We start from the raw sequence: 22,809 nt of genomic DNA on the forward strand, positions 1-22,809 counted from the left end.
GAGGTGCGGGCCGGGGATCAGCGCGGGGTGAGGCGGGCCCGGTGGCACTGGATCCCGTGCCACTCGGCCCGGTCCGGGCGGGCGCCGCGGTCCGGGGTGCGGGTGCCCTCGGCGAGGGCCAGGGCATCGCCGGTGGACAGGACGAGCACGACGAACCAGGTGGTCCGCTCGGGCTCGACGGTCTCGTCGTAGTACCAGTCGGCGCTGACGGCGGCGTCCCCGCCCACGAAGGGGCGTTGCAGGAAGTCCTGTACGGACAGCGGGAAGTGACCGAGTACGCCCTGCGCCTCCGGAACCAGGTCCAGCCGCAGCACCGGAGCCCCCGGCAGCCCCGGGGCGACGGCCCGGCCCTCCGGCACGGGCCGCCCGTCGAAGGTCCGGCTGCGCAGCGAACCCGGCTCGACGCGGGCCCGCTGCCCGCGGTACTCGGCCGCCGCCTCGCCCTGCTGCACCTGGCCGACCCGGCACAGCCCGCGGTCCCCGACGACCACCGCGGACGGACGCCCCTCGGCATCGGGCCCGGCCCACCAGGTCAGGCACCGGCCGGCCTTCTCCAGCAGCCGCGCCCGCACGTCCCCCGGAAGCAGCTCCCAGTACGCGTGCCGGGCCGGGATCCCGGCGTCGACGGGGAGCGCGCCCGGCTCGTGGATCTGCGTCACCGCCCGCGTGAGCTCGGGGTCCTCGCGGCGCCATGCGTCGATGTCCATATCGGCCCATTGTGCGGCAGGACCCCCCCCACCGCGCATGCTCTTCAGGTCAGTTGGGGTACCGGTACCGGTACCGCTGCCGTTCAGATGCCTATGGCCCCGTCGATGCGTTCGCGCAGCAGGTCGGCGTGCCCGTTGTGCCGCGCGTACTCCTCGACCATGTGGATCAGCACCCAGCGCAGCGAAACCTTCCCGCGCCAGGCATCGACGGCCTCGACGTCCAGGTCGGGCGCCTCGGCGACGAACCGGTCGGCGAAGGCCACCTCGGCGCGCCACGCCTCCCAGGCCGCCTCGACCGCCGCGGGATCGGCGGACACCGCTCCGTCGAAGTCCCCGTCGGGATCGTCCGCCGAGGAGAACAACGGCGGCGCGTCCTCGCCCGCCAGCACCTGCCGGAACCAGCGGCGCTCCACATCGGCCAGGTGGCGGACTAGCCCGAGCAGGGAGAGCGTGGAGGGCTCCACCGCGCGTAGTGCCAACTCATCAGTCAGTCCTGCGCACTTGAGTTGGAGGGTCAGGCGATGGTCCATCAGGAAGGCGGCCAGCATCTGCCGTTCGCCCCCGGTGGCGGGGCCGCTGAAGCGGCCGTCCCGCTCGGGTTCGACGAAGAATTCCGCTCTGCTGCGTGGGCTCGTCATGGTCGAGAGTATGAACGCCGGTCCCGAACGGCCCGCTCGCGGGTCCTTCCGAATTCTTGTAACAGGTTCTAGTCTGACCGCCGCCACCACAGCGACCGGCTGGACCGCGAGACTCCCGGAGGGGCCGTGCACCTCGAATACACGCCTGAGCAGCAGCAGTTGCGCACCGAGCTGCGCGCCTACTTCGCCGAGCTGGTGCCACAGGACGTCTACGCCCGCTACGAGGACCCGGCCGCCCAGAAGCGCTTCTACCGGGACACCATCCGCCGCCTCGGCGCCGACGGCTGGCTCGGGGTGGGGTGGCCGAAGGAGTACGGCGGTCGCGGGATGACCCCGATGGACCAGTTCATCTTCTTCGACGAGGCCGCGCAGGCCGTCGTACCGCTGCCCCTGATGGCGCTCAACACGGTCGGGCCGACCATCATGCAGTTCGGCACCGACGAGCAGAAGGCGTACTTCCTGCCGAAGATCCTCGCCGGGGAGATCGACTTCGCCATCGGCTACAGCGAGCCCGACGCCGGCACCGACCTCGCCGCGCTCCGGTGCAAGGCCGTCCGCGAGGGTGACGAGGAGACCGGCACCTACGTCGTCAACGGACAGAAGATCTGGACGACCAACGGCGACACCGCCGACTGGGTCTGGCTCGCCGTGCGCACCGACCCGGACGCCCCCGCCCACAAGGGCATCACCATGCTGCTCGTCCCGACCTCGGACCCCGGCTACTCCTGCACCCTCATCAACACCCTGGCCTCGCACGACACCACCGCCAGCTACTACGAGGACATCCGCGTCCCGGCGAACCGCCGCGTCGGCCAGGAGAACAAGGGCTGGCGCCTGATCACCAACCAGCTCAACCACGAACGCGCCACCCTGGCCGCGCACGGCACCATGGCCATCCGGGCCCTCCACGACGTCCAGCGCTGGGCCGCCGCGACGAAACTCGCCGACGGGCGCCGGGTCATCGACCTCTCCTGGGTCCGCGGCCGCCTCGCACGCACCCACGCCCGGCTCGACGCGATGAAGCTCCTCAACTGGCAGATGGTGGGCGCCGTCCAGGCCGGCACCCTCACCCCGCAGGACGCCTCGGCGGTCAAGGTGTACGGCTCGGAAGCCCGCCGCGACGCCTACGCCTGGCTGATGGAGATCGTCGGCGCGGCCGGCTCCCTCAAGGACGGCTCCGCGGGCGCGGTCCTCCACGGCGAACTCGAACGCGGCTACCGCAGCGCCGTGATCTTCACCTTCGGCGGGGGCAACAACGAGATCCAGCGCGAGATCATCTCCTGGATCGGCCTGGGCATGCCCCGAGTCCGCCGCTGAGGCCGTGTGCACAAGCGGTGCGGAGGCTGCGCGCCATGAACGCGGACGTCGAGGTCATCGCCATCCGGCGCTGGCCGCGGGGCTTGCTCGCCGCTGTGCTCCTCGTCCGTACGGGCTCTGCGCGGCAGCGTCACGGCACGGCACGGCACGGCTCGGCGGTCGGACTTCACGCCTCGGCCGGTTCAACCAGTCGGCAGTGGACGTCGACGACGCCCTCGACGGAGCGGGTGAGGCGTTCGGCCAGGGGGACCAGGTTGCCGTCGCGGACCTCGCCGGTCAGGGTGGCGATCCCTTGGGCCACGGTGACCTTGACCGCCTCGTGGGAGAGGGGGAAGAGGCGGTCGACGACGGTGCGGCGGATCTCGGTGGCGAGTTCTTCGTCGGTGCGGAGGAAGACCTTGAGGAGGTCGGCTCGGCTCACGATGCCCTTGAGGGTGCCGTCCGCGTCGACGACCGGAAGGCGCTTGATGTGGCGGTCGGCCATGAGGTGGGCGGCCTGAGGCAGGGTGGCGTCGGGGCGGATCGTGACGGCCGGGGTGGTCATCATGTTCTCGGCGCGGGTGGAGCCGGCCTTGGCGGTGTCGCCGAGGCGGCGCATCTGTTCGATAAGGCCCGGGCGGTGCTCGTGGAACTCCTCCTTGGGCAGGAGGTCGGCTTCGGAGACCACGCCGACGACGTGGCCCTCGCCCTCGATGACGGGTAGGGCGGTCACCTTCCACCGCTCCATCGCGGTGGCGATGTCCTTGAAACCTGTCGAGGGGGTGACGGCGATGACCTTGGTGGTCATGACGTCGGCGACGGTGTACGGGGTGGAGGTCATGGCGGGGTTAGTAGTTTCAGGGCCGCGGTCGCCAGTCGTTGAGCGGTCAGGTGCTGGTCGTCGGCCGGCAGGATGAGATGGCTGATGGTCATGCGGACGATGACGTCCGAGGCCAGCTCCACCGACTCTGTTCGCTGTTGTGGGTAGCGCGTGGCCAGCCAGCCCTGGACGAGGATTTGGCCGGCATCGAAGATGGGATCCGCTCGGGCGGTGAGGTAGGGCAGGAGGCTGTCGGAGCCCTTTCGGGCAGCCGTGATGACGGCCCTTATGAGGGGCTGATTGTCGGCCTCCTGAAGCACGTGCAGGATGGCCATCCGCAGGCAGTCATGGGAGTCGGGCACGCCGGGATAGAGGGCATCGGTCACCCCCGTCAGAAACTGTCGGGTTTCGAGGACCACCAGCGCACGGCCCAGGCCGGCACGGTTGCCGAACTCCTTGTACACGGAAGGGCGCGACACTTCGGCCCGGGCCGCGACGGCCGACAGGCTGACCTGGTCCCAGCCGGCTTCGCACGTGAGGTCGCGAGCGGCGTCCAACACGCGCTGCCTCATCCGTTTGCGCCAGGCAACGCGCGGGGGGTCCGGTACCGGCCCACCGGTGAGTGTCGCCGCTTCGATCCGGTGCATTGCCGCCGCCATCCCTTGATCTTCGCAGGGAATCCCGGTTTTCAGACCGGGCGGGCGCACGGGGGTGCCGACCCCGGGGGAAGGGTCGGCACCACGTCTTGGCCACCCGGAGTGATCCGGTGGGATCAGGAACGCTTGCGCCGTGCTACGAAGAGGAGGCCGCCGCCGAGGGCGAGGACCACCGCCGCGATGCCGAGCGGGAGCACCGGGCTGGAGCCGCCCGTCTCTGCGAGCGGACCGCTTGCGCTGTGCGGCTTCAGCCCGGAGCCGCCATCGGTGCCGTCGCCGGCTTGCACGCCCGGTATGCCGGCGGGGTCACTTCCGGCGGACTGGCCGCTCCCGGCGGTGGCGTCACCTTGCCGGCCGGGGGAGGTGACGCCGGAGGCATTTCCCGCGACACCGCTGCTCTTGGCGCCGAAGCCGTAGGCGCCTCGGTCGGGCGCCCCGCCAGGCCGGCGGGCTCCGGTGAAGTCGGTGGTGACGGCGGCGAACGGCGCACCCGAGCCGGCGGCGGGGGAGCCCTCGCTCAGCCGGAAGTCCGCTTCCGCTCCGGTGCCCGCCCTGACGATCTTCGGATCGGCGATGACATCGTTCGGGCCCTTGACCTCGGGGGCCTTACCGCCGAAGTAGATGTTGTAGTCGTAGGTCACATCCACATTCCGGGACTTGCTGTTCGTCGCTTGCCCCGGCCGGCCGTACGCGATGTTGTTGAGCAGCCGCACGTCGGTACTGTCATGCGCGAAGATGTTGGCATAGCTGTCCATGCGGGTGCTGCGCCCGTTCGCGTAGGCCGTGTTGTGGACGATGTCGACGTGCTGGCTCCTGTAGGAGTGGATGCCGGAGCCGCCGTTGTCGTACGCGAGGTTGTTGGCGACCAGCACGCGTCCGCTGTAGGCGGGGTGATCGGCGTCGCCCTTGAGGGTGTCGATGATGATGCCGTTGCCGTCCGAGTAGCAGCCGCACTTCTCCCATTTGATCTTGGTCTCGTTGTCGTGGACGCGATTGCCGGTGATGCGGATCTTGTACGTCCCGGCGTCGCCGCCACCCACGTCGCGCGGGGTGAGGACGGAGATGCCGCTGGTTGCGTACACCGCGTACCAGGAGGTCCCGAACACGTGGTTGCCGGAGATGGTCACGTGGTCGGAGTCGATGGCCGATATGCCGCCGCCGGCGCAACCGTGCACCTCGTTGCCGGTCACCTCGACGTGGTGCGACAGCGCACCCGTGGACCGGTCCTTTTCCACGGAGACGCAGTTGGTGTTGTAGGTGGGGTCACCCTTCTTCGATTCCCGTTCGGCTCCGGCCAGGGTGAGGGCCGCGTTGTTGCCCTTGATCTCGAGGTTTTTGATGGAGATGTAGGAGGCGCCGTGGACGCTGATGCCGTTCCACGCCTTCACCGGGTGGATCACCGGATGGTGGCCGGGATGAGCGGTGAAGGTGATGGGGGCGCCGGGGAGGCCGGAGCGCTTGATGGTCAGCACGTTCGACCCCTCCGAACGCTCGGAGTAGGTGCCGTTCATGATCGAGACGGTGTCGCCCGGCCCGACGCTGTCCGCGGCCTTCTGGAGGGTCCGGAAGGGAGCTCCGGTGGACGTGCCCGAGTTGCTGTCGTTGCCGCTGGGGCTGACGAAGTACGTGCGGGCCGCGGCGTGTGCCGTACCGGCTCCCACGGTAGCGAGGCCGAGCGGGACGGATGAGGCGAGCAGTGCTGTGGTCAGGGCGAGCGTGCGCGTGCGTTTCACTGTTGCCTGGTCTCCCAGTTTGTCCTGGCGAAGCGATGGGTGCCCTCCGTCGGTCGTAGCCGAAGCGCGAGGGGCGCGCGCAAAGGACGCATGTGGTCCGAATCGCGGCGCCGGGACGAGGAGCCCGGGCTGTGAACCCCGGGACGTTCCGCTCCCAAGTCCGCTGTGAGGGGGGTGAGTTGCGTGAGTGACAGTTCCAGACCCGAAAAATGAAAACAACCCCGGACTGGGTGTAAACGTTCTGACAGCACGTCATGCAGCTGTCCTCCGTAGGGATGACGCTGTGGAGAGTGCAGGCCGCCCGGTGCCGCCGTGCGTCCGGCCGACAGAGGGACGACTTCGTGGCCATGGGCCCCGCCTCGTCCCGTCCGAGCACCTGCACCCGCTGGTGAGCGAGCGTCCTTGACCTGCGGATTCACCTATACACAAGCGAGGACGCGAGGCGGGACGCATCGCGAGACACAGGCACTGGCATCTTCCGGACCGCCCGCGCAGGGCGAAGGCTCGCCCGTCCGCTGGCCTCGCGGATCCCCCGCAGCGTGGCGCTGGCCGCTGAGGCGCAGACGCAAAACCGTGTCGGCGCAGGTCACTTCCAGAAGGCGCTGCACTTGCCGGGCGGCCGAGCGGCGGCGTGGGCTTTCCGGGCCGCGGGGAGCGTGTCGACCGTCGGCTGCGCACCGGCGTGTAACGGCGTAGCCCGGTAGCCGCCCCGCAGCTGCCCCAGGCTCCCGTCGGCAGCGACGGTGCGAACGTCCACCGCATGATCCGCATCATGCTCGCTCCAGGACTCCCTGACCGAGCACAACTGCTTCACCGTGCTCTCCGACCTCGACAGGCTGTCCGCCGCGGCCCGGACCGAGGAATCACCGGCGCTCGGCGTCCTGCTCGCCCGCGCCATGACGGGCGACGGCCGTGGGACACCAGCACCGTGCGCGTCCACGGGGACCTCGAACTGCCCCCGGAGGACTTGCAGATCTACAGCGAGGTCTGGAACCAGGCTTTCGACAAAGGCGACGCGATTGATCAGGACTGGGCCGAACAACCTCCAGCACCGACCCGCAGGTGAGAGGAACAGACCTCACGTGACGCTGGCGCTGCGGCGCTCCAGCAGGACCACGTCCCGCCAGGCGCCGTGGTGGCGGCCGATGCGCTCACGGGTGCCGATGACCCGGAATCCGGCCCGCGCGTGGACGGCGAGGCTGGCGGCGTTCTCAGGGAAGATCCCGGACTGGATCGTCCAGATCCCTGCGGCTTCGGTCGACTCCACCAGCGCCGCCAGGAGCTGCCCGGCGACACCGCGGCCCCGGGCGCCGGGGTGGACATAGACGGAGTGCTCGACAACGCCCGCGTACGCGCAGCGGCCGGAGACCCGGGTGGCGGCAACCCACCCGAGCACCTTGCCGTCGGTGTCGAGCGCGGCGAAGCGGTGCTCGTGCAGCTTCGCCGCGTCGAACTCGGCCCAGGTGGGGGCGGTGGTCTCGAAGGTGGCGTTGCCCTCGTCGATACCCGCCTGGTAGATCGCCAGGGCTTCGTCCGCGTGCCCGTCGGTCAGCGGCGTGATGGTGATGATCACGCGGCGGCCGCGCGGGTGAGGAGCTGGCCCATGGCCGCGAGGACGGTCGGTTCGACCCGGTAGTACACCCAGGTCCCGCGCCGTTCGGAGGAGAGCAGGCCCGCCTCGCGGAGCTTCTTCAGGTGGTGGGAGACGGTGGGCTGGGAGACGCCGACGTCGGAGATGTCGCACACGCACGCCTCACCGCCCTCGTGGGAGGCGACGGCGGAGAACAGGCGCAGGCGTACCGGGTCGCCGAGGGCCTTGAACATCAGGGCGGTCCGTTCGGCCTCCTCGGCCGTCAGCGGGCGCTCGGTCAGGGGTGGGCAGCACGGGGCCGCGGCCTCCGGCTCCAGCAGCGGCAACACCTTCACAGTGGACATACCTCCATCATCCTTCAGACTTCGACAGATGTCTATGTTGACGAATGTCGATACCAGGTGCACTCTTTAGGCGTCAGGACATCGACAGACGTCGAATCAATTGGGGAGCCGTCGTGAACGCATCCACTGAAGCCCTGCCCGTCGCCGTGATCGGAGCCGGCCCCGCCGGTCTGGCGGCCGCAGCCCACCTCACCGGGCGCGGCATCAAGCCCCTGGTCCTGGAATCCGGAGCAGCCGCCGCCACCGCGGTACGCGAATGGGGTCACGTTCGGCTGTTCTCCACTTGGTCCGAGCTCGTGGACCCGGCCGCCGAGAAGCTTCTGGCCCCTACCGGCTGGACGGCACCCGACGGCGCGACGTACCCCTCCGGCGCCGACTGGGCCGCCCTCTACCTCCAGCCCCTCGCCGACGTCCTCGGGGAGAGGGTCCGCTACGGCGCCACCGTCACCGGCGTCTCCCGCCTCGGCCGCGACCGGATCGTGGACGCCGACCGGGAGCAGCAGCCCTTCACCGTGCGCATCGCGAACGCGGACGGCACCGAGGAACGCATCCTGGCCTCCGCCGTCATCGACGCCTCCGGCACCTGGTCCACCCCGAGCCCCATCGGCGGCGACGGCCTGCCCGCCCTCGGCGAGAAGGCTGCCGGCGACCGGATCTCCTACCGCATCCCCGACCTCAAGAACCCGGCCACCCGGGCCCGGTACGCGGGCAAGCGCACCGCCGTCATCGGCTCGGGCGCCTCCGCCTTCACCGCGCTGGCCTACCTCGCCGACCTCGCCAAGGCCGAGGACGCCGCCGGCACACACGCCACCTGGATCCTGCGCCGCGGTATCTCCGGCTCCACCTTCGGCGGCGGCAGCGCCGACCAGCTCCCCGCCCGCGGAGCCCTTGGCCTGGCCGCCAAGGCCGCCGTCGACAACGGCTACGCCGACGCCGTCACCGGCTTCCGCACCGACGCCGTCCAGCGCGACAGCGACGGCCGACTGATCCTGGTCGCCGAGGACGGCCGCCGCCTCGACGCGGTCGACGAGGTCATCGCCTTGACCGGCCTGCGCCCCGACCTGTCCTTCGTCTCCGAGCTGCGCCTGGGCCTGGACGAGCGCCTCCAGGCACCGGTCGAGCTCGCGCCGCTGATCGATCCGAACCAGCACTCGTGCGGCACCGTCTACCCGCACGGCGTGAACGAACTGTCCCACCCCGAACAGGGCGTCTACCTCGTCGGCATGAAGTCCTACGGCCGCGCGCCGACCTTCCTCGCCATGACCGGCTACGAGCAGGTCCGCTCCATCGCCGCCCACCTCGCCGGCGACCAGGAAGCCGCCGAACGCGTCGAACTCACCCTCCCCGAGACCGGAGTCTGCGGCGGCGCCGGCCTCTTCGACCAGCCCGCGGCCGCCGAAGACACCAGCGGCGGCGGCTGCTGCGCGGCGCCCGCGACCCTCACCGTCGGTGCCCCCGCCCCCTCTTCCAGCGGCTGCTGAACACCATGCCGCACACCGAGGCCGGCGTGGCCGCGACCGGGACGGGGGTCCGGCCGCGGCCACGCGCCGCACTGCCCGCCCTGTGCGTCACCCAGATCACCAGCTGGGGCATCCTCTACTACGCCTTCCCCGTCCTGAACCCCGCCATCACCGCCGACACCGGCTGGAGCGCGGGCGCCACCACCGCCGCGTTCTCCGCCGCCCTCCTCGTCTCCGCCCTCACCGGCATCTACGTCGGCCGCGTCCTGGACCACCGCGGCCCCCGCCGCGTCATGACCGCCGGCTCCGTCCTCGGCGTGCTCAGCCTGCTCACCGTGGCCGCCGCCCCCAACCTCGCCGTCTTCTCCGCAGGGTGGCTGCTGGCCGGAGCGGCGATGGCCGCCACCTTCTACCAGCCCGCCTTCGCCGCCCTCACCCGCTGGTGGGCCCCCGACCACATCCACGCCCTGACCGTCGTCACCCTCGCAGGCGGCCTCGCCTCCACGCTCTACGCACCCCTGACCGCCGTCCTCGCCGACCACATGTCCTGGCGCGCCACCTACACCGCGCTCGCCGCGATCCTCGCCCTCGTTACGATCCCCGCCCACGCCCTCGCACTCAAAGCCCCCTGGCCGCCCGCCGCCAAAGGCCCCGTCCATGCCGCCGGCGGCAGGGAGTCCGTGGTGCGCAGCAGGGCGTTCGGGATGCTGGCCGCCACCTTCACCCTCTCCGGGTTCGCGATGTACGCCGTCGTGATGGGACTCGTGCCCCTCCTGCTCCAACGCGGATACACCACCACCCAAGCCGCCTGGGCCCTCGGACTCGGCGGCGCCGGACAGACTCTCGGCCGTACCCTCTACGCCCCCCTCGCCCGCCGCACCGGCACCACCACCCGCACCACCGCACTGGTCGGCCTCGGCGGCCTCACCACCGCCGCTCTCGGGGTCATCGCCGGGCCCTACGCACTCCTGGTCGCACTCGCCGTGGTCGCGGGAACAGTCCGCGGCAACCTCACCCTCCTCCAGGCCACTGCCGTCACCGACCGCTGGGGCACCACCCACTACGGCCGTCTCTCCGGGCTCCTTGCCGCACCGGCCCACACCGCGGCCGCCCTCGCCCCCTTCGCCGGCGCCGCCCTCGCCGCACCGCTCGGCGGCTACCCCGCCCTGTTCGTACTCCTCGCCGCTCTCTCCGCCGTGGCTGCCGTCACCAGCCTCGGAACCCGCCCGCCCCGCCTGCCCACATGACCCCGTGCTCCGCCGGGCTGCTCGGTGCAGAGCAGTTCAGCCCTGCCCGGCCTCGACAAGGCGAGCGCGAGGCCCTGGCGCTGTCTATCCTGACCATCGCGGTGATCTTCACCTCCGATCTGAACCTGTGGGCGCTCGCCGGAGCCGCCGGGGGCCTGGCGGTACCGTCGCTGACCTTGTCGCCGCGGCCGCGGTCCACGGGCTGGGAGCGTTCGTCCAAGGAGTTGCAGACCGCCGTGCCCGACCACGCCGCCACCCTCGGGAAGGCCGAACCGCAGTAGGCGCCCATGGGTCTACTCCCGTACTTCCAGGACCTCGGTCAGCGGGCGACGGGGCGTGTCGGGGCCTGCGGGGCCGTAGCCGAGGCGGAAGACCATCTGCACGTGTCCCATGGCCGCGACCGGGTCTCGCACCGTCCACCGCAGCTCCGGCCATTCCAAGGGATGGGACGTCATCGACGTGGCAATTCCGTCAGCGGTGGCCTGCAGAAGGACGCGCTCCATTGCCTGGCCGGCGCGCAACCAGTCGGCTTTCGTGTCCCCCTCGGTGCTCAGCAGAGCCAGCTGCGGCCGCTTCTCGAACACAGCCCAGCCGCGGTCCGGTATGGGATTGGCCCAACCGAAGTCGCGCACGGGGGTGGGGCCACCGGAAGCCTTGGGGCCGAATGCGTCGGCTGGAATGCCATCGCGACGGGTGCTTGTAGCGCTCTGCGTGCGGGAGGTCCAAGCCGCAGTCTCCGCCTGGGCGAGCGGATCGATGTCCTCGCGGTGTTCGGCGTCCCGGACCAGCCCGAGCACGGTGTCGATGTGCCAGGTGTCCGGGACGGTGAGCCGGCAGCCCTCCAAGTGGGCCGCGGCCCGCAGACCGTCCAGCAGTGCGGTCGGCACAGGCTCCTCGCTGAAGGGGTACCGGCTGGTGTGCCGACGCCGGATGGCGTCGTGCAGGGAGGCCAGCTCGCGGTCCGCGCCCGTCGTTTCATCGAGGGTCACCGTGGCGAGCAGCCATGGTTCGGCGTCGTCGGGCAAGAGCTGCACGCGAACCGGGAGGCCGATCCAGGCTGCGGACACGCGCAGGTTGAACAGTGCGGCGGCGCAACCGAGGTGGAGGCCACGGTGGTCAGGACTTCCGCCGCCGGGCGCTGGCCTCGGTCGCGGCCCAGGACGCGCCCGTGCACTGGTTCGTCCTGAACACCGAGGCCAACGTCGAGGTCGACATCACCGCCCTCGACGCCGTCGAGGCCCTGCGCTCCGAACTCGCCCAACAGGAGATCGTGTTCGCCCTCGCCCGCGTCAAGCAGGACCTGCGCCACCCCCTCGACGCCTACGGCCTGACAGCAAAGGTCGGCCCGGAGCGCATCTTCCCCACGCTTCCCACAGCCGTTGCCGCTTACCGGGACTGGCAACGAGCCACAGGCCGCGCTCCAGCCCTCTGAAGCGGACTTTCGCACGGAGGGTCTGAGTGTTCGTACGATGTGCCGGCACGTGGGGTCGCCGCCTACTCGGCTAGTACGAGGGGCAGGGGTTCGCGGGCTGCGTGCCAGGGGGGTGGGAGTGTGGCTACGCCCGTGCGGGCCGCGATGACGCCGCCCGCGATGGCACACGTGGTGTCGATGTCGCCGCGCCCGGCCACGGTGATCCACAGGCCCTCGTGCAGGTCGTCGAGGTGGCCCGCCGCGCACCAGAGGGCGTAGGGGACGGTGTCGGGCCCGGACATGCGGTAGCCGGAGCCCAGGACCTCCGCGGCGTGCCGGACGGAGGTGTGTTCCGGCATCCGCGCCGCGATCCGCACCCCGGAGCGGACGTCGCCGACGGGGAGCCGTTCGGCGACGGCCCGGAGGAAGTCCGGCCGCGCCGGAGCGGGGCCGCCGCGGCTGCGGGTGGCCAGCGCCGCGGCGAGGGCCACCGCCACCGCCCCGGAGACGGCCTCCGGGTGGTGGTGCGAGACCTCGCTCTGCCGGGCGGCCTGCTCGGCGACGGCATCGAGGTCGGCGGAGAGCCAGGCGCCGAGCGGGGCGACGCGCATGGCCGCGCCGTTGCCCCAGGAGCCCTGGCCGCCGAACTGTCCGGCGACCACCTCCCGCCAGGGCTCGCCCGCACCGATCCGGCGGAGCACGTCGTGCATCGAGGCCCCGTAGCCGCGGTGGGTGTCCTCCGCGTAGGCCTCGGCGAGGCGCAGGGCGAGACGGCCTTGGTCCACGGCGCCGCCGCCCTCGGCGAGCTCCCGTACGAGCACGAGCGCCTGAGCGGTGTCGTCGCTCCACCGCCACAGCGGCTCCGGGGGCACGAGCCGTGCCTCCAGGGCTGCCGGGCCCTCGCGGCGCAGGATGCCGAACCAGCGGTCACCGAAGGCATCGCCGAAGGCGAGTCCGGACAGCGAGTCCCGTGCGGCGGCAGGCAGTTCGATCATCGGATCAGTATCACAAGGGGGTGGCGCCCCCGGCATCGGGATTTCGGTGCGGAGGCCGGTCGGGCGGCGGGAGCGCGACGAGTTCGACCTCGAAGCCGTCCTCGTTCTCCAGGTAGGCGGCGCAGTGCCGGGGGCCGCCGGCGTAGGGGTGGCGGTCGGGGAACATCAGACGCCAGCCGTGCCGGGTCGCCTCCTCGGACAGCCGCTCGACTGCGGCGGGGTCCTCGACGTGGAACGCCAGGTGGTTCAGGCCCGGCCGGCAGCGGTCGTGCCGGTCCGCGGTGAGGGCCGGGGACTCCTCGACGACCAGGTACGTCGGTCCGAGCCGCCAGCTGCGGCCGTTCTCCCAGTGCTGGAAGGGGGTGTGGCCCAGCCTCTCCAGGAGCCAGCCGAGCGAGGCGATCGCGCGGTCGAGATCCGGCACCCAGAGTTCGACGTGGTGCAGCGTCCCGCTGACCGGCCGGCTCATCCGTAGAGCTCCCGGGCGCGGGCGAGGTCCACCGCACCGTCCTGGGGCAGGTGCAGGAAATGGTCGAGCTGCCACTGCTGGGCCTTGTCCGCCTGGCGGTTGGCGGTGGTCACCCACGGCGGGTAGACGCGGAAGGCGCGCTTCCCGCCGACGCCGTCCGTCGACACGACGCCGTGCCGGCGCAGCGCCTCCATCGGGAGCACGAACTGGCCGAAGTGGTCGCCGTCGCGGGTGCTGATGACGAAGAGGTCCACGGGGTCCGCGGCGTCGAAGGGCTGGATCGGACCGCCCGGGGACCGCTTCCAGACGGTGACGAACTGCCCGACCTTGGTGGGTGTGGTCCGCGCCGCGCGGAACCGGACGGAGCGGCCGTCCAGGGTGAAGGTGTGGGCGGCGTAGTCCGCGCTCTCCGCCTCGGGGACCGGCTGCGAACAGGTGAGGCCGCAGGGGTCGTAGACGAGCGCCTTCGCCGCGGCGAGGTCCGCGTGGGCCGGGACGGCGTCCGACCAGGGTTCGGGGCGGGGCGGGGGCGATGGGGCGCGGTGCTTCGTCGTCATTGTCCCACCCTGTCACGCCCGCGACGGGCCCCGTCCCCGGGCCCCGGAAGCCCCAAGGGCGCGGCGCAGAAAAGCCAGAAGGGCCCTCCGTCGCGCTCCGCCGAGCCGGCGCGCTCGCCTACTCCTACCGGGGGGCGGACCGTCCGGTCCGGGTGGCCGTGCCGTTTCGGGCGGTCAGTCGAGGTCGATGTGGACGCTGGTGGACTTCACCCGGGCGACGGCCCGTACGCCGACCGCGAGTCCGAGTTCCTCGACCGCCTCACGGGTCAGCAGCGAGACCACCCGGTGCGGGCCGGACTGGATCTCGACCTGGGCGGCGACCTCGCCGAGCCGTACCGCCGTCACGATGCCGGGCAGTGCGTTGCGGACCGAGGTGGCGGACTCGCCCTCGCCGTCGGCCGCCGCCTCCTGGGCGAGCGCCACGCAGAAGGCGGCCAGGTGCACGCCCTCCACCATCCGCCGGTTGCCGTCCCGCAGGGTCGGGAAGCGGCCCGCGTCCGCCCAGCGGCGGGCGGTGTCGGTGCTGACGCGGAGGAGTTGGGCGGCCTCGCCGATCGTGTAGAGCTGCACGCCGCAACTGTATGCCCGCCGCGGCGGCCCCGGATCGGTAGGCTGGAGCCGCCGGGCGCCCGCGACGTGGAGGCACGCAGTGGAGGTACGGATGGGGAGCACCACGACCGGCCCGACCGGCCCGACCGAGCCGGCCGGGCCGCGCCCGGGCGGAGGCGGCGACCCGGGGCTGTACGGTCCGTCCTCCGTCACCTGGCAGTGCCACGGCGACCCGATGATGTGGATCGCCGGGATCCGGGCGCTCTACCTCCAGGCCCTCCACCCGCGCGCCGTCCGCGGGGTCATGGAGAATTCGGCCGCTTTCGCCCGGCACGGCAACGGCGGAGGCGACGCCTGGGGGCGCCTGCTGCGCACCGCCGACTTCGTCGGCACCCTCACCTACGGCACCACCGAGGCCGCCGAGCGCGCCGGCCTCCGCGTCCGCACGATCCACCGCAAACTGTCCGCCACCGACCCGGACACCGGCGAACGCTTCCCCGTCGACGACCCCGCGCTGCTGCTGTGGATCCACTGCGCGCAGATCGACAGCTTCCTGCACGTCCTGCGCCGGTCCGGCGTCCCCCTCACCCCCGCCCAGGCCGACCGCTACGTCGACGAGAACCGCGTCAATGCCCGCCTGGTCGGACTCGACCCGGCCGGGGTCCCCGCCGACACCGCCGCACTCGCCGCCTACTTCGACCGGATCCGCCCCGAACTCGCCGCCGGTCCCGACGCCCTCGCCGTGGACGACTTCCTGCGCGGCCCGCCCGTCCACCCCTTCCTCGTACCTGGCCGAAACCTGCTGTGGCCACGCATCGCGGGCCTGGCGTACGGTTCCCTCCCGGGCTGGGCGCACCGGCTGTACGGCCGGCCCGCACCGGACCCGCGCGGCGTCACCCGGCGCCTGCGCCTCACCGGACTCGTGCTGCGCAGCATTCCCGCAGGTCTACGCTGGCAGCTGCCTCCAGGTCACATCTTGAAAGCGATGCGTCGCATGGGCCCCGGGAGTCGCCCCTCGCCGTACACACTGCGTACATCAGCGGCCATACTGGACCGGCCGGGGAGGGCGTAGCACGACAACGGGGGCGGCTTCAAGACATGGCGGAGTCCAGACTGATCCAGGGCCGGTACCGGTCGCTCGATCTGATCGGGCGCGGCGGAATGGGCGAGGTGTGGCGCGCCCGCGACGAATCGCTGGGCCGGCAGGTCGCCGTGAAATGCCTCAAGCCGATCGGCGCCGAGCAGGACGCCCACTTCACGCAGGTCCTCCGCGAGCGGTTCCGGCGCGAGGCGCGCGTGGCCGCGTCCCTCCAGCACCGCGGGGTCACCGTCGTCCACGACTTCGGCGACGACAGCGCCGCGGGCGGCCCCCTGTACCTCGTCATGGAACTGCTCGAGGGCCGCAACCTCAGCCAGCTCCTGGAGGACAACGACGCCCGCCCGCTGCCCGTGGACGTCGTCGTCGACATCGCCGAGCAGATGGCCGCCGCCCTCGGCTACACCCATGACCAGGGCGTCGTCCACCGGGACCTGAAGCCGGCCAACATCATGCGGCTCACCGACGGCACCGTGAAGATCTGCGACTTCGGTATCGCCCGCCTCGCCCACGACATCGGCTTCACCGCCAAGCTCACCGGCGGCGGCATGGCCATGGGCACCCCGCACTACATGTCGCCCGAGCAGATCGCGGGCGGCGAGGTCGACCACCGCAGCGACCTCTACTCCCTCGGCTGCGTGCTCTACGAGATCGCCACCGGCGCCCCGCCCTTCGACCTCGGCGATTCCTGGTCGGTGCTGGTCGGCCACCGCGACAACACGCCCGTGCCGCTGCGCGAGCACCGCCCCGAGCTCCCCGGCTACTTCGATCAGGTGGTCCTGGACCTGCTCGCCAAGCGCCCCGAGGACCGGCCGGGCGACGCCCGCCACGTACACCGCCGCCTCGTCGAGGCACGGCTGGGACCGGGCGGGCTGCCCGGCGCCCAGGCACCGCTCCCGGCCTGGGCCCGCGGAATGACCGCCGGACGCAAGGCCGGGATCGACGCCCGGCCCGCCAGCGGCGAATGGGCCGTGCTCACCGGCTCCTGGACGGCCGCGCGCACCGCGGGCCGCCCCGGCGCCACCATCGTGCGCCCCGCGCCCGCCGAGGACCCCCGGCTCACCGTGGCGTACGGATTCCCGCGCCCCGCCGGCCCGCGGGGCAGCGGCCCCGACGCGCTCGCCGCCGGTCACGCGCGGGCGTACGCGCTCAGCCGCGCGGGCCGCCCCGAGGAGGCGCTCGCCGGGTACACGGCCGTGGCCGAGGGACGGGCCCTGGTACTCGGCGCGGACCACGCCGACACCCTCGCCGCGCGCCAGGAGACGGCGTACGAACTGGGCCGCCTCGGCCGCCACCAGGAGGCGCACGACGTCTACCGCGCGGTGCTCGTCGCCCGCGAGCGCACCATGGGCGCGCTCCACCCCGACACCCTGCGCTGCCGGCACAATCTGGCCTGCTCGCTCGGTGCGCTGGGCCGGTTCGCGCAGGCCCACGCCACCGCCGCCGCGGTCGCCGCCGACCGGGCGGCCGTCCTGGGCGCCGAGCACGCCGACACCCTGCTGACCCGGTACGAGGCGGCGTACGCGCTCGGCCGCCTGGAGCGCTGGCAGGAGGCCCTGGCCGCCTTCCGCGAGGTCGCCGCCGTACGGGAGCGCGTGCTCGGCCGCGACCACCCCGACACCCTGGCCGCGCGCTACGAGGTCGGCATCGCGCTCGGCCGCACCGGGAACAGCGCCCAGGCCCTCGACCTGTTCCGGGCCCTGGTCCGCGACCGCACCCGCGCCTACGGGGTCACCGACCCCGAGACGCTCCGCGCCCGGCACGTCCTCGGCGTCAACCTGGGCCGGCTGGAGCGCTGGGAGGAAGCGGTGGCGGAGGCCCGACAGGTGGGCGCCCTGCGCGCCGAGGTGCTCGGTCCCGAGCACCCGGACACTCTGGTCAGCCGCCGGGAACTGGCCGGCGGCCTGGGCCGGCTGGGCCGCTGGGACGAGGCGCTGCCCGTCTACCGGGAGCTCTCCGGCATCCGTGAACGGGCCCTCGGCGACGACCATCCCGACACGGTCCTGGCCCACGCCGACGAGGCACACTGTCTGGAGCGGCTCGGCCAGGTGTGCTACCAAGAGCCATGACGACCTTCGGGCGGGACGTGTACGACGACGTGATCGTGGGCGGTGGGCACAACGGCCTGGTGGCCGCCGCGTACCTGGCCCGGGCCGGCCGCTCGGTGCTGGTTCTGGAGCGGCTCGCCGCCACGGGCGGAGCGGCGATCTCCAGCCGCCCGTTCGTGGGCGTCGACGCCAGGCTCTCGCGCTACTCGTACCTGGTCTCCCTGCTCCCGGCGAAGATCGTGCGCGACCTCGACCTGAAGTTCGCCGTGTGCCGGCGCACGGTCTCCTCGTACACGCCCACCGAACGCGGCGGGCGGCCCGGCGGACTGCTCGTCGGCGGCGGCGAGCAGCGCACCCGGGAGTCCTTCGCGCGGCTGACCGGTTCGGACCGGGAGTACGAGAGCTGGCGCGGCTTCTACGGGACCACGGGGCGGGTCGCCGAGAAGGTCTTCCCGACCCTGACCGAGCCCCTGCCCACGCGGGCGGAGCTGCGGGCCCGGATCGACGACGAGGCCGCGTGGCGGATGCTCTTCGAGGAGCCGCTCGGGCAGGCCGTGGAGCGGCACTTCGCCGACGACCTGGTCCGCGGGGTGGTCCTCACGGACGGACTCATCGGCACGTTCGCCGACGCGCACGACCCCTCCCTCGCGCAGAACCGCTGCTTCCTCTACCACGTCATCGGCGGCGGCACCGGGGACTGGGACGTGCCGGTCGGCGGGATGGGCGCCCTGACGGACGCCCTCGCGGACGCCGCCCGGGCGGCCGGGGCGCAGATCGCCACCGGCCACGAGGTCCTGCGGATCGACACGGACGGCACCGCCCCGGCCGAGGTGGTGTTCCGCACCGCGGTGGGGGAGGGCCGGGTCGTCGGCCGTACCGTGCTGGTGAACGCCTCGCCGCGGGCCCTGGCCGAACTCCTCGGCGAGGCCCCGCCGGAGGGCGCGGCGCCCGAGGGCGCGCAGCTCAAGGTCAACATGCTGCTGCGCCGGCTGCCCCGGCTCCGGGACACCGGTGTGGACCCGCGCGAGGCCTTCGGCGGCACCTTCCACATCGCCGAGGGCTACGCCGAACTGGCCCGGGCCCACGCGGAGGCCGCCTCCGGGGAACTGCCCTCCGTACCGCCCTCGGAGATCTACTGCCACTCGCTGACCGACCCGACGATCCTCGGGCCGGAGCTGGTGGAACGGGGCTACCAGACGCTCACCCTCTTCGGCCTGCACGCCCCGGCCCGGTTGTTCGGGCACGACAACCAGCAGGCCCGTGAGGTCCTGCTGACGGCCACCCTCGCGCAGCTCGACGCGCACCTGGCCGAACCGCTCACCGACTGCCTCGCCTTCGACGCGGACGGCCGCCCGTGCATCGAGGCGAAGACGCCCCTGGACCTGGAGCGCGAGCTGCGGCTGCCGGGCGGCCACATCTTCCACCGCGACCTGTCCTGGCCGTACGCCGACGGCGACGCCGACGCGGGCGGCGGCCGCTGGGGCGTGGAGACCGCCCACCGCAACGTCCTGCTGTGCGGGGCGGGCGCGGTCCGCGGCGGCGGAGTCAGCGGCGTCCCGGGCCACAACGCGGCGATGGCCGTCCTCGGGCATTAGGCCCAGGCGCCCGCGGGGTCCGGCAGGAGAGGTGGATGGCCGAAACGGATCGGTCGGCGGGGCGGCCGCGCCTAGAGTGCTACTCATGAGTAACTTAAGTGGCAGCAGTGATACGAGCGACAGCGTGCGCGCCGACGGGCCGCGGCGCGGTGCGCCCACCTTCGTCCTCGTCCACGGCGCCGGCAGCAACTCCTACGGATGGTCGCCCGTCCTCCAGGAGCTCGGCGCGCGCGGGCACCGGGCGGTCGCGGTGGACCTGCCCGGGCACGGCCTCGGCGCGTACTTCCCGCTCTCCTACCAGACCCCCCAGGACCCGGAGCGGCTGCGCACCGAGCCCTCGCCGATCGCCGCGGTGACACTGGAGGACTTCGCGGCGCACGTCGTCGGCGTGGTGCGCGCCGCGCACCGCAACGGCCCCGTGATCCTGGTCGGCCAGAGCCTCGGCGGGGTGACGGTCAACGCCGTCGCCAACCAAGTGCCCGAGCTGATCGCCCACTTGGTGTACGCCTCCGCCTTCTGCCCGACCCGGCACGCCTCGGTCGCGCAGCTGATGGCGACCCCGGAGGCGTCCACCAGCGCCCTGTTCCGGCTCACCGCCGTCCCGACCCCGCCCGAGCTGGGCGTCAACCGGGTCAACTGGCGCTCGGGCGACCCCGCCTTCTTCGCGGCGGCCAAGGAGGCGCTGGGCAGCGACCTGCCGGACGCCGAGGTGCGCGCCCTGCTCAACACCCTGGAGCCGGACGAGTCCGCGGCGATCGGCGCCGCCGACGCCCGGGGGCTGCCGGACGGGTGGGGACGGGTGCCGCGCACCTTCCTGCGGTTCACCGAGGACCGCTCCATCCCGCCGGCGCTTCAGGACCTGATGATCCGCGAGGCGGACGGGACGGCACCGGACAACCCGTTCCGCGTACGGTCCCTGGCCGCGCCGCACGTCGGCCCGCGGGACGTGGCCGTCTGGGGGGACGAGCTGGAGCAGGTGGCCGGGATGTGCCGCTGAGGTGACGGAGGCCCGGGCGGGGAAGGGCCCTGCCCGGGTGCCGTCCGACGGGCCCGGACGCCTACGCGACCGGCTCGATGATCACGATCGGGATCTCGCGGTCCGTCTTGGCCTGGTACTCGTCGTAGGCGGGCCAGTGCTTGACCATCACCGGCCAGTACGCGGCGCGCTCCTCGGGAGTGGCGGTACGGGCCGTGCCCTGCATGACCTTCGGGCCGACCTGGATGCGGACCGCGGGATGCTCGGACAGGTTCCGGTACCAGAGCGGGTGCGCGGGGTCGCCGCCCTTGGACGCGACGACCAGGTAACGGCCGTCGGCCTCACCGTAGATGAGCGGGGTGCGGACCGGCTTGCCCGACACCCGGCCGAGGGTGGTGAGCAGGAGGGTCTGGGTGCCGTTCCAGTACTGGCCCTCGGAGCCGCCCGAGCCCACGTACAGCTTCACGTGGTCCAACTGCCAGGTGCCCTCCCGGGGGTCGGCCGGGTGGTCCCAGTCGATGTCGGTCGTCATAAGGATCTGCCTGCCTTCGCGTCGAACAGTCAACGAACCTCACCAACGAGCCCCAACGCCCCCGGGCACGGTGTGCATTCCGTCCGGGAGCACGAATCCGTCGAACAGCGCATCCATCGCCCGGTACGCGGCGCCGGCCGGGGTGGCCCGGACGGCGAGGTCGCGGACGGCCGTCGCGAGGGGGTGGGTGAGGGCGGCGACCCGGCCCGCCCGGCGGGCGCGGACGCGGATGGCGTCGGTACGCGCGCACCGGGCCGCGCTGTAGGCGGCGAGCGCGGCCGGGACGTCCGCCGGGCCGGCGTCGGCCAGCAGATGGCCGAGGACCGCGGCGTCCTCGACGGCCTGGCAGCCGCCCTGTCCGAGGTTGGGGGTCATGGCGTGCGCGGCGTCGCCGAGCCAGGCCAGGCGCCCGTGGTGGAAGCGGGGGAGCGGCGCGGCCAGGTCGTACAGGTCGTGCTGGAGCACGGCCGCCGGGTCGATCCGCTCCAGGAGGGCGGGGATCGGGTCGTGCCAGGTGCCGTAGCGGCGCAGGAGTTCCCCGCGGAGGTCGGCGGGGCGGTACCCGGCGGGGGCGACTGCGGTGGCGTAGACGTAGATCCGGCCGTCGGCGAGCGGGACGACGCCGAAGCGCTCGCCCCGGCCCCAGGTCTCGGCGGTCGCCGCTTCGGCGCGGCTCGCGGCGGCGGGCAGGACGGTGCGCCAGGCGGTCTCACCGCTGTGGCGCAGGCCCGGGTGGTCCGGGAAGTACTGGCGGCGCAGGGGGCTGTGGATGCCGTCGGCGGCCAGGACCAGGTCGGCGCCGACGAGGTCGCCGGCGCAGGTGCGGACCACCGGGGAGCCGTCGGCGTCGTCCACCGAGGTGACGGCGACGCCGTGGCGGACGGTTCCCGCGGGGAGGGCGGTGGTCAGGGCCTCGGCCAGCGCCGAGCGGTGCAGGGCGAGCGGCGGACCGCCGTAACGGGCGGCCAGCGCGGCGCCGTCGGCGCGGTTGAGCCAGCGGCCGTCGGGGCGGCGCAGGCCCATCGCGGCGGGGAGGGTACGGCCCGCCGCGCGGGTGATGTCGAAGCCGATGGTGGCGAAGGCGCGCAGGGCGTTGGGGGCGAGCACGATCCCGGCGCCGACGGAGCTCGGCCCCGCCGCCCGCTCGCACACGGTGACCCGCCAGCCCCGGCGGCCAAGGGCCAGCGCCGCGGTGAGCCCGCCGATCCCCGCGCCCACCACGATCGCGTGACGCTGAACTGCCGACATGACGAGTCCTCCTCTGCCGTTGCTTCCGCATGCCCTGCCGTCGATCCTCTACATCTGTAGAGTCCGATGTCACCCACTCTACAGCTGTAGAGTGAGGGCATGTCCACCACCGCGGATCGCAGAACGCTGATCGCCGACACCGCGATCGGCCTCGTGGCCGCCGCCGGGCTCCGCGGCCTGACCCACCGCGCGGTCGACGGCGCGGCGGGGCTGCCGGCCGGCAGCACCTCGTACTACTTCCGTACGAGGACGGCGCTGATCGGGGCCTGCTACGCGCGGCTGGCCGAGCTGGACCTCGGCGATGTCGGGGACCTGGGCGGGGGCCTCGGCGAGAGCCTCGGCGGGGATCCTGGCGGGGGCTCTGGCGGGGATCGCGACGGCGGGAGTCCGCCCGCGCCCCCGGTGGCGGACCGGGAGGGCGCCGCGGCCGCGCTGGCCGGGCTGCTGCACCGCTGGCTGACGGTGGGGCGCGAACGCCAGCTGGCCCGCTTCGAACTCAGCCTCGAAGCGGCCCGCAACCCCGAACTGGAGGCGGACTTCCACCGGGCGGGCCTCGGAGCCCGGGCCCGCGCCTCGGGCATCCTCGCCGCACTCGGCGCCGAGCAGCCCGAGGCGGCCGCCGAACTCCTCGTCGCCTGGACCGACGGGCTCCTCTACGACCGGCTGGCCGGCGCCCTAGCCCGCTCCCGCCCGGCCCCGGACCTCGCCGAACTGACCTCGATCACCCGGCGCATGATCGAAGCCGCCCTCGCCGAGGTCTGACCCCGACACCACGCCCCCTTGCCGGCGGGGAACTCCCCGGGGTCGTTGACCGTTCATCCATGTGTGGGACCGCACGGGC

The 22,809-nt window shown here is 72.9% G+C and carries 23 protein-coding genes and 1 pseudogene; 10 read left to right on the plus strand and 14 right to left on the minus strand.

The genetic code is table 11. The features are described 5' to 3' along the window. Positions 1-17: 17 nt before the first annotated feature. A complete protein-coding gene (locus tag B6R96_RS31980) occupies positions 18-707 on the minus strand; it encodes a hypothetical protein (protein ID WP_081524394.1) in 690 nt (229 codons plus the stop codon). A gap of 83 nt (positions 708-790) precedes the next feature. Further along, complete coding sequence (locus B6R96_RS31985) at positions 791-1,345, minus strand: DinB family protein (RefSeq protein ID WP_081524395.1); 555 nt, start codon at positions 1,343-1,345, stop codon at positions 791-793. A gap of 126 nt (positions 1,346-1,471) precedes the next feature. Here B6R96_RS31985 and B6R96_RS31990 point away from each other — a divergent pair, with 126 nt between their 5' ends. Beyond that, positions 1,472-2,662 (plus strand): acyl-CoA dehydrogenase family protein, encoded by a 1,191-nt coding sequence (locus B6R96_RS31990; RefSeq protein WP_081524396.1) that lies wholly within the window; start codon positions 1,472-1,474, stop codon positions 2,660-2,662. Positions 2,663-2,828: 166 nt separating this feature from the next. On the opposite strand, the gene B6R96_RS31995 is transcribed toward B6R96_RS31990, so the two are convergent. The 5 genes from B6R96_RS31995 to B6R96_RS32020 all read right to left on the minus strand — a co-directional run bounded on the left by B6R96_RS31995 (position 2,829) and on the right by B6R96_RS32020 (position 7,785). Then, positions 2,829-3,482: a CBS domain-containing protein gene (locus B6R96_RS31995; RefSeq protein WP_081524397.1), complete on the minus strand. Its 654-nt coding sequence runs from the start codon at positions 3,480-3,482 to the stop codon at positions 2,829-2,831. Beyond that, entirely contained in the window at positions 3,479-4,120 is a 642-nt protein-coding gene (locus B6R96_RS32000; RefSeq protein WP_081524398.1) for a TetR family transcriptional regulator, read from the minus strand. Before B6R96_RS32000 ends, B6R96_RS31995 begins: the two co-directional genes overlap by 4 nt. A gap of 113 nt (positions 4,121-4,233) precedes the next feature. Further along, positions 4,234-5,850 carry a right-handed parallel beta-helix repeat-containing protein gene (locus B6R96_RS32005; RefSeq protein ID WP_081524399.1) on the minus strand — a complete coding sequence of 539 codons (1,617 nt, stop codon included), beginning with the start codon at positions 5,848-5,850 and terminating at the stop codon, positions 4,234-4,236. 1,078 nt (positions 5,851-6,928) lie between these two features. Continuing rightward, positions 6,929-7,423: a GNAT family N-acetyltransferase gene (locus B6R96_RS32015; protein ID WP_081524401.1), complete on the minus strand. Its 495-nt coding sequence runs from the start codon at positions 7,421-7,423 to the stop codon at positions 6,929-6,931. Then, on the minus strand, positions 7,420-7,785 hold the full coding sequence (locus B6R96_RS32020; RefSeq protein ID WP_081524402.1) for an ArsR/SmtB family transcription factor: 366 nt from the start codon (positions 7,783-7,785) through the stop codon (positions 7,420-7,422). Before B6R96_RS32020 ends, B6R96_RS32015 begins: the two co-directional genes overlap by 4 nt. Positions 7,786-7,898: 113 nt before the next feature. Between B6R96_RS32020 and B6R96_RS32025 the strand changes: the two genes are divergently transcribed. The 3 genes from B6R96_RS32025 to B6R96_RS37385 are packed head-to-tail and all read left to right on the plus strand — an operon-like array spanning position 7,899 to position 10,773. Further along, positions 7,899-9,266 carry an NAD(P)-binding domain-containing protein gene (locus tag B6R96_RS32025; protein WP_081524403.1) on the plus strand — a complete coding sequence of 456 codons (1,368 nt, stop codon included), beginning with the start codon at positions 7,899-7,901 and terminating at the stop codon, positions 9,264-9,266. A 5-nt stretch (positions 9,267-9,271) separates the two neighbouring features. Further along, complete coding sequence (locus B6R96_RS32030; RefSeq protein WP_081524404.1) at positions 9,272-10,492, plus strand: MFS transporter; 1,221 nt, start codon at positions 9,272-9,274, stop codon at positions 10,490-10,492. Further along, positions 10,489-10,773, plus strand: a complete 285-nt coding sequence (locus B6R96_RS37385) for a hypothetical protein (protein ID WP_159396392.1) — start codon at positions 10,489-10,491, stop codon at positions 10,771-10,773. The genes B6R96_RS32030 and B6R96_RS37385 overlap by 4 nt, the downstream gene beginning before the upstream one ends. Before the next feature lie 12 nt (positions 10,774-10,785). Here the strand turns inward: B6R96_RS37385 and B6R96_RS32040 are convergent, their stop codons facing one another. Continuing rightward, positions 10,786-11,559, minus strand: a complete 774-nt coding sequence (locus B6R96_RS32040; RefSeq protein ID WP_237291570.1) for an Acg family FMN-binding oxidoreductase — start codon at positions 11,557-11,559, stop codon at positions 10,786-10,788. 50 nt (positions 11,560-11,609) lie between these two features. Between B6R96_RS32040 and B6R96_RS32045 the strand changes: the two are divergent. Further along, a pseudogene (locus tag B6R96_RS32045) lies at positions 11,610-11,924 on the plus strand (STAS domain-containing protein); the annotation flags it as partial. A gap of 62 nt (positions 11,925-11,986) precedes the next feature. On the opposite strand, the gene B6R96_RS32050 reads toward B6R96_RS32045, so the two are convergent. The 4 genes from B6R96_RS32050 to B6R96_RS32065 form a co-directional block, all read right to left on the minus strand. After that, entirely contained in the window at positions 11,987-12,898 is a 912-nt protein-coding gene (locus tag B6R96_RS32050; RefSeq protein WP_081524408.1) for an ADP-ribosylglycohydrolase family protein, read from the minus strand. Positions 12,899-12,908: 10 nt separating this feature from the next. Then, positions 12,909-13,367, minus strand: a complete 459-nt coding sequence (locus B6R96_RS32055; RefSeq protein ID WP_081524409.1) for a VOC family protein — start codon at positions 13,365-13,367, stop codon at positions 12,909-12,911. Next, a complete protein-coding gene (locus B6R96_RS32060) occupies positions 13,364-13,924 on the minus strand; it encodes a MepB family protein (protein ID WP_081524410.1) in 561 nt (186 codons plus the stop codon). Before B6R96_RS32060 ends, B6R96_RS32055 begins: the two co-directional genes overlap by 4 nt. A gap of 174 nt (positions 13,925-14,098) precedes the next feature. After that, complete coding sequence (locus B6R96_RS32065) at positions 14,099-14,494, minus strand: TOBE domain-containing protein (RefSeq protein WP_081524411.1); 396 nt, start codon at positions 14,492-14,494, stop codon at positions 14,099-14,101. Between the two features lie 91 nt (positions 14,495-14,585). On the opposite strand from B6R96_RS32065, the gene B6R96_RS32070 reads away from it, so the two are divergent. From B6R96_RS32070 to B6R96_RS32085, 4 genes are all read left to right on the plus strand, one after another. Further along, entirely contained in the window at positions 14,586-15,545 is a 960-nt protein-coding gene (locus B6R96_RS32070) for an oxygenase MpaB family protein (protein WP_081525346.1), read from the plus strand. Between the two features lie 26 nt (positions 15,546-15,571). Next, positions 15,572-17,638 carry a serine/threonine-protein kinase gene (locus B6R96_RS32075; protein WP_053703221.1) on the plus strand — a complete coding sequence of 689 codons (2,067 nt, stop codon included), beginning with the start codon at positions 15,572-15,574 and terminating at the stop codon, positions 17,636-17,638. After that, positions 17,635-19,212, plus strand: a complete 1,578-nt coding sequence (locus tag B6R96_RS32080; RefSeq protein ID WP_081524412.1) for a phytoene desaturase family protein — start codon at positions 17,635-17,637, stop codon at positions 19,210-19,212. Before B6R96_RS32075 ends, B6R96_RS32080 begins: the two co-directional genes overlap by 4 nt. 85 nt (positions 19,213-19,297) lie before the next feature. Then, the gene (locus B6R96_RS32085) at positions 19,298-20,209 is read left to right on the plus strand and encodes an alpha/beta fold hydrolase (RefSeq protein ID WP_081524413.1); all 912 of its coding nucleotides are present in this window, start codon (positions 19,298-19,300) and stop codon (positions 20,207-20,209) included. Positions 20,210-20,270: 61 nt separating this feature from the next. Here the strand turns inward: B6R96_RS32085 and B6R96_RS32090 are convergent, their stop codons facing one another. Further along, positions 20,271-20,720 (minus strand): nitroreductase family deazaflavin-dependent oxidoreductase, encoded by a 450-nt coding sequence (locus B6R96_RS32090; RefSeq protein ID WP_081524414.1) that lies wholly within the window; start codon positions 20,718-20,720, stop codon positions 20,271-20,273. Positions 20,721-20,759: 39 nt separating this feature from the next. Further along, the gene (locus B6R96_RS32095; RefSeq protein ID WP_081524415.1) at positions 20,760-21,968 is read right to left on the minus strand and encodes an FAD-dependent monooxygenase; all 1,209 of its coding nucleotides are present in this window, start codon (positions 21,966-21,968) and stop codon (positions 20,760-20,762) included. A 99-nt stretch (positions 21,969-22,067) separates the two neighbouring features. Between B6R96_RS32095 and B6R96_RS32100 the strand changes: the two genes are divergently transcribed. Further along, entirely contained in the window at positions 22,068-22,730 is a 663-nt protein-coding gene (locus B6R96_RS32100) for a TetR/AcrR family transcriptional regulator (RefSeq protein WP_081524416.1), read from the plus strand. Positions 22,731-22,809 lie beyond the last annotated feature (79 nt).

The sequence above is a fragment of the Streptomyces sp. Sge12 genome (genome assembly GCF_002080455.1).
Taxonomy (GTDB): Bacteria; Actinomycetota; Actinomycetes; order Streptomycetales; family Streptomycetaceae; genus Streptomyces.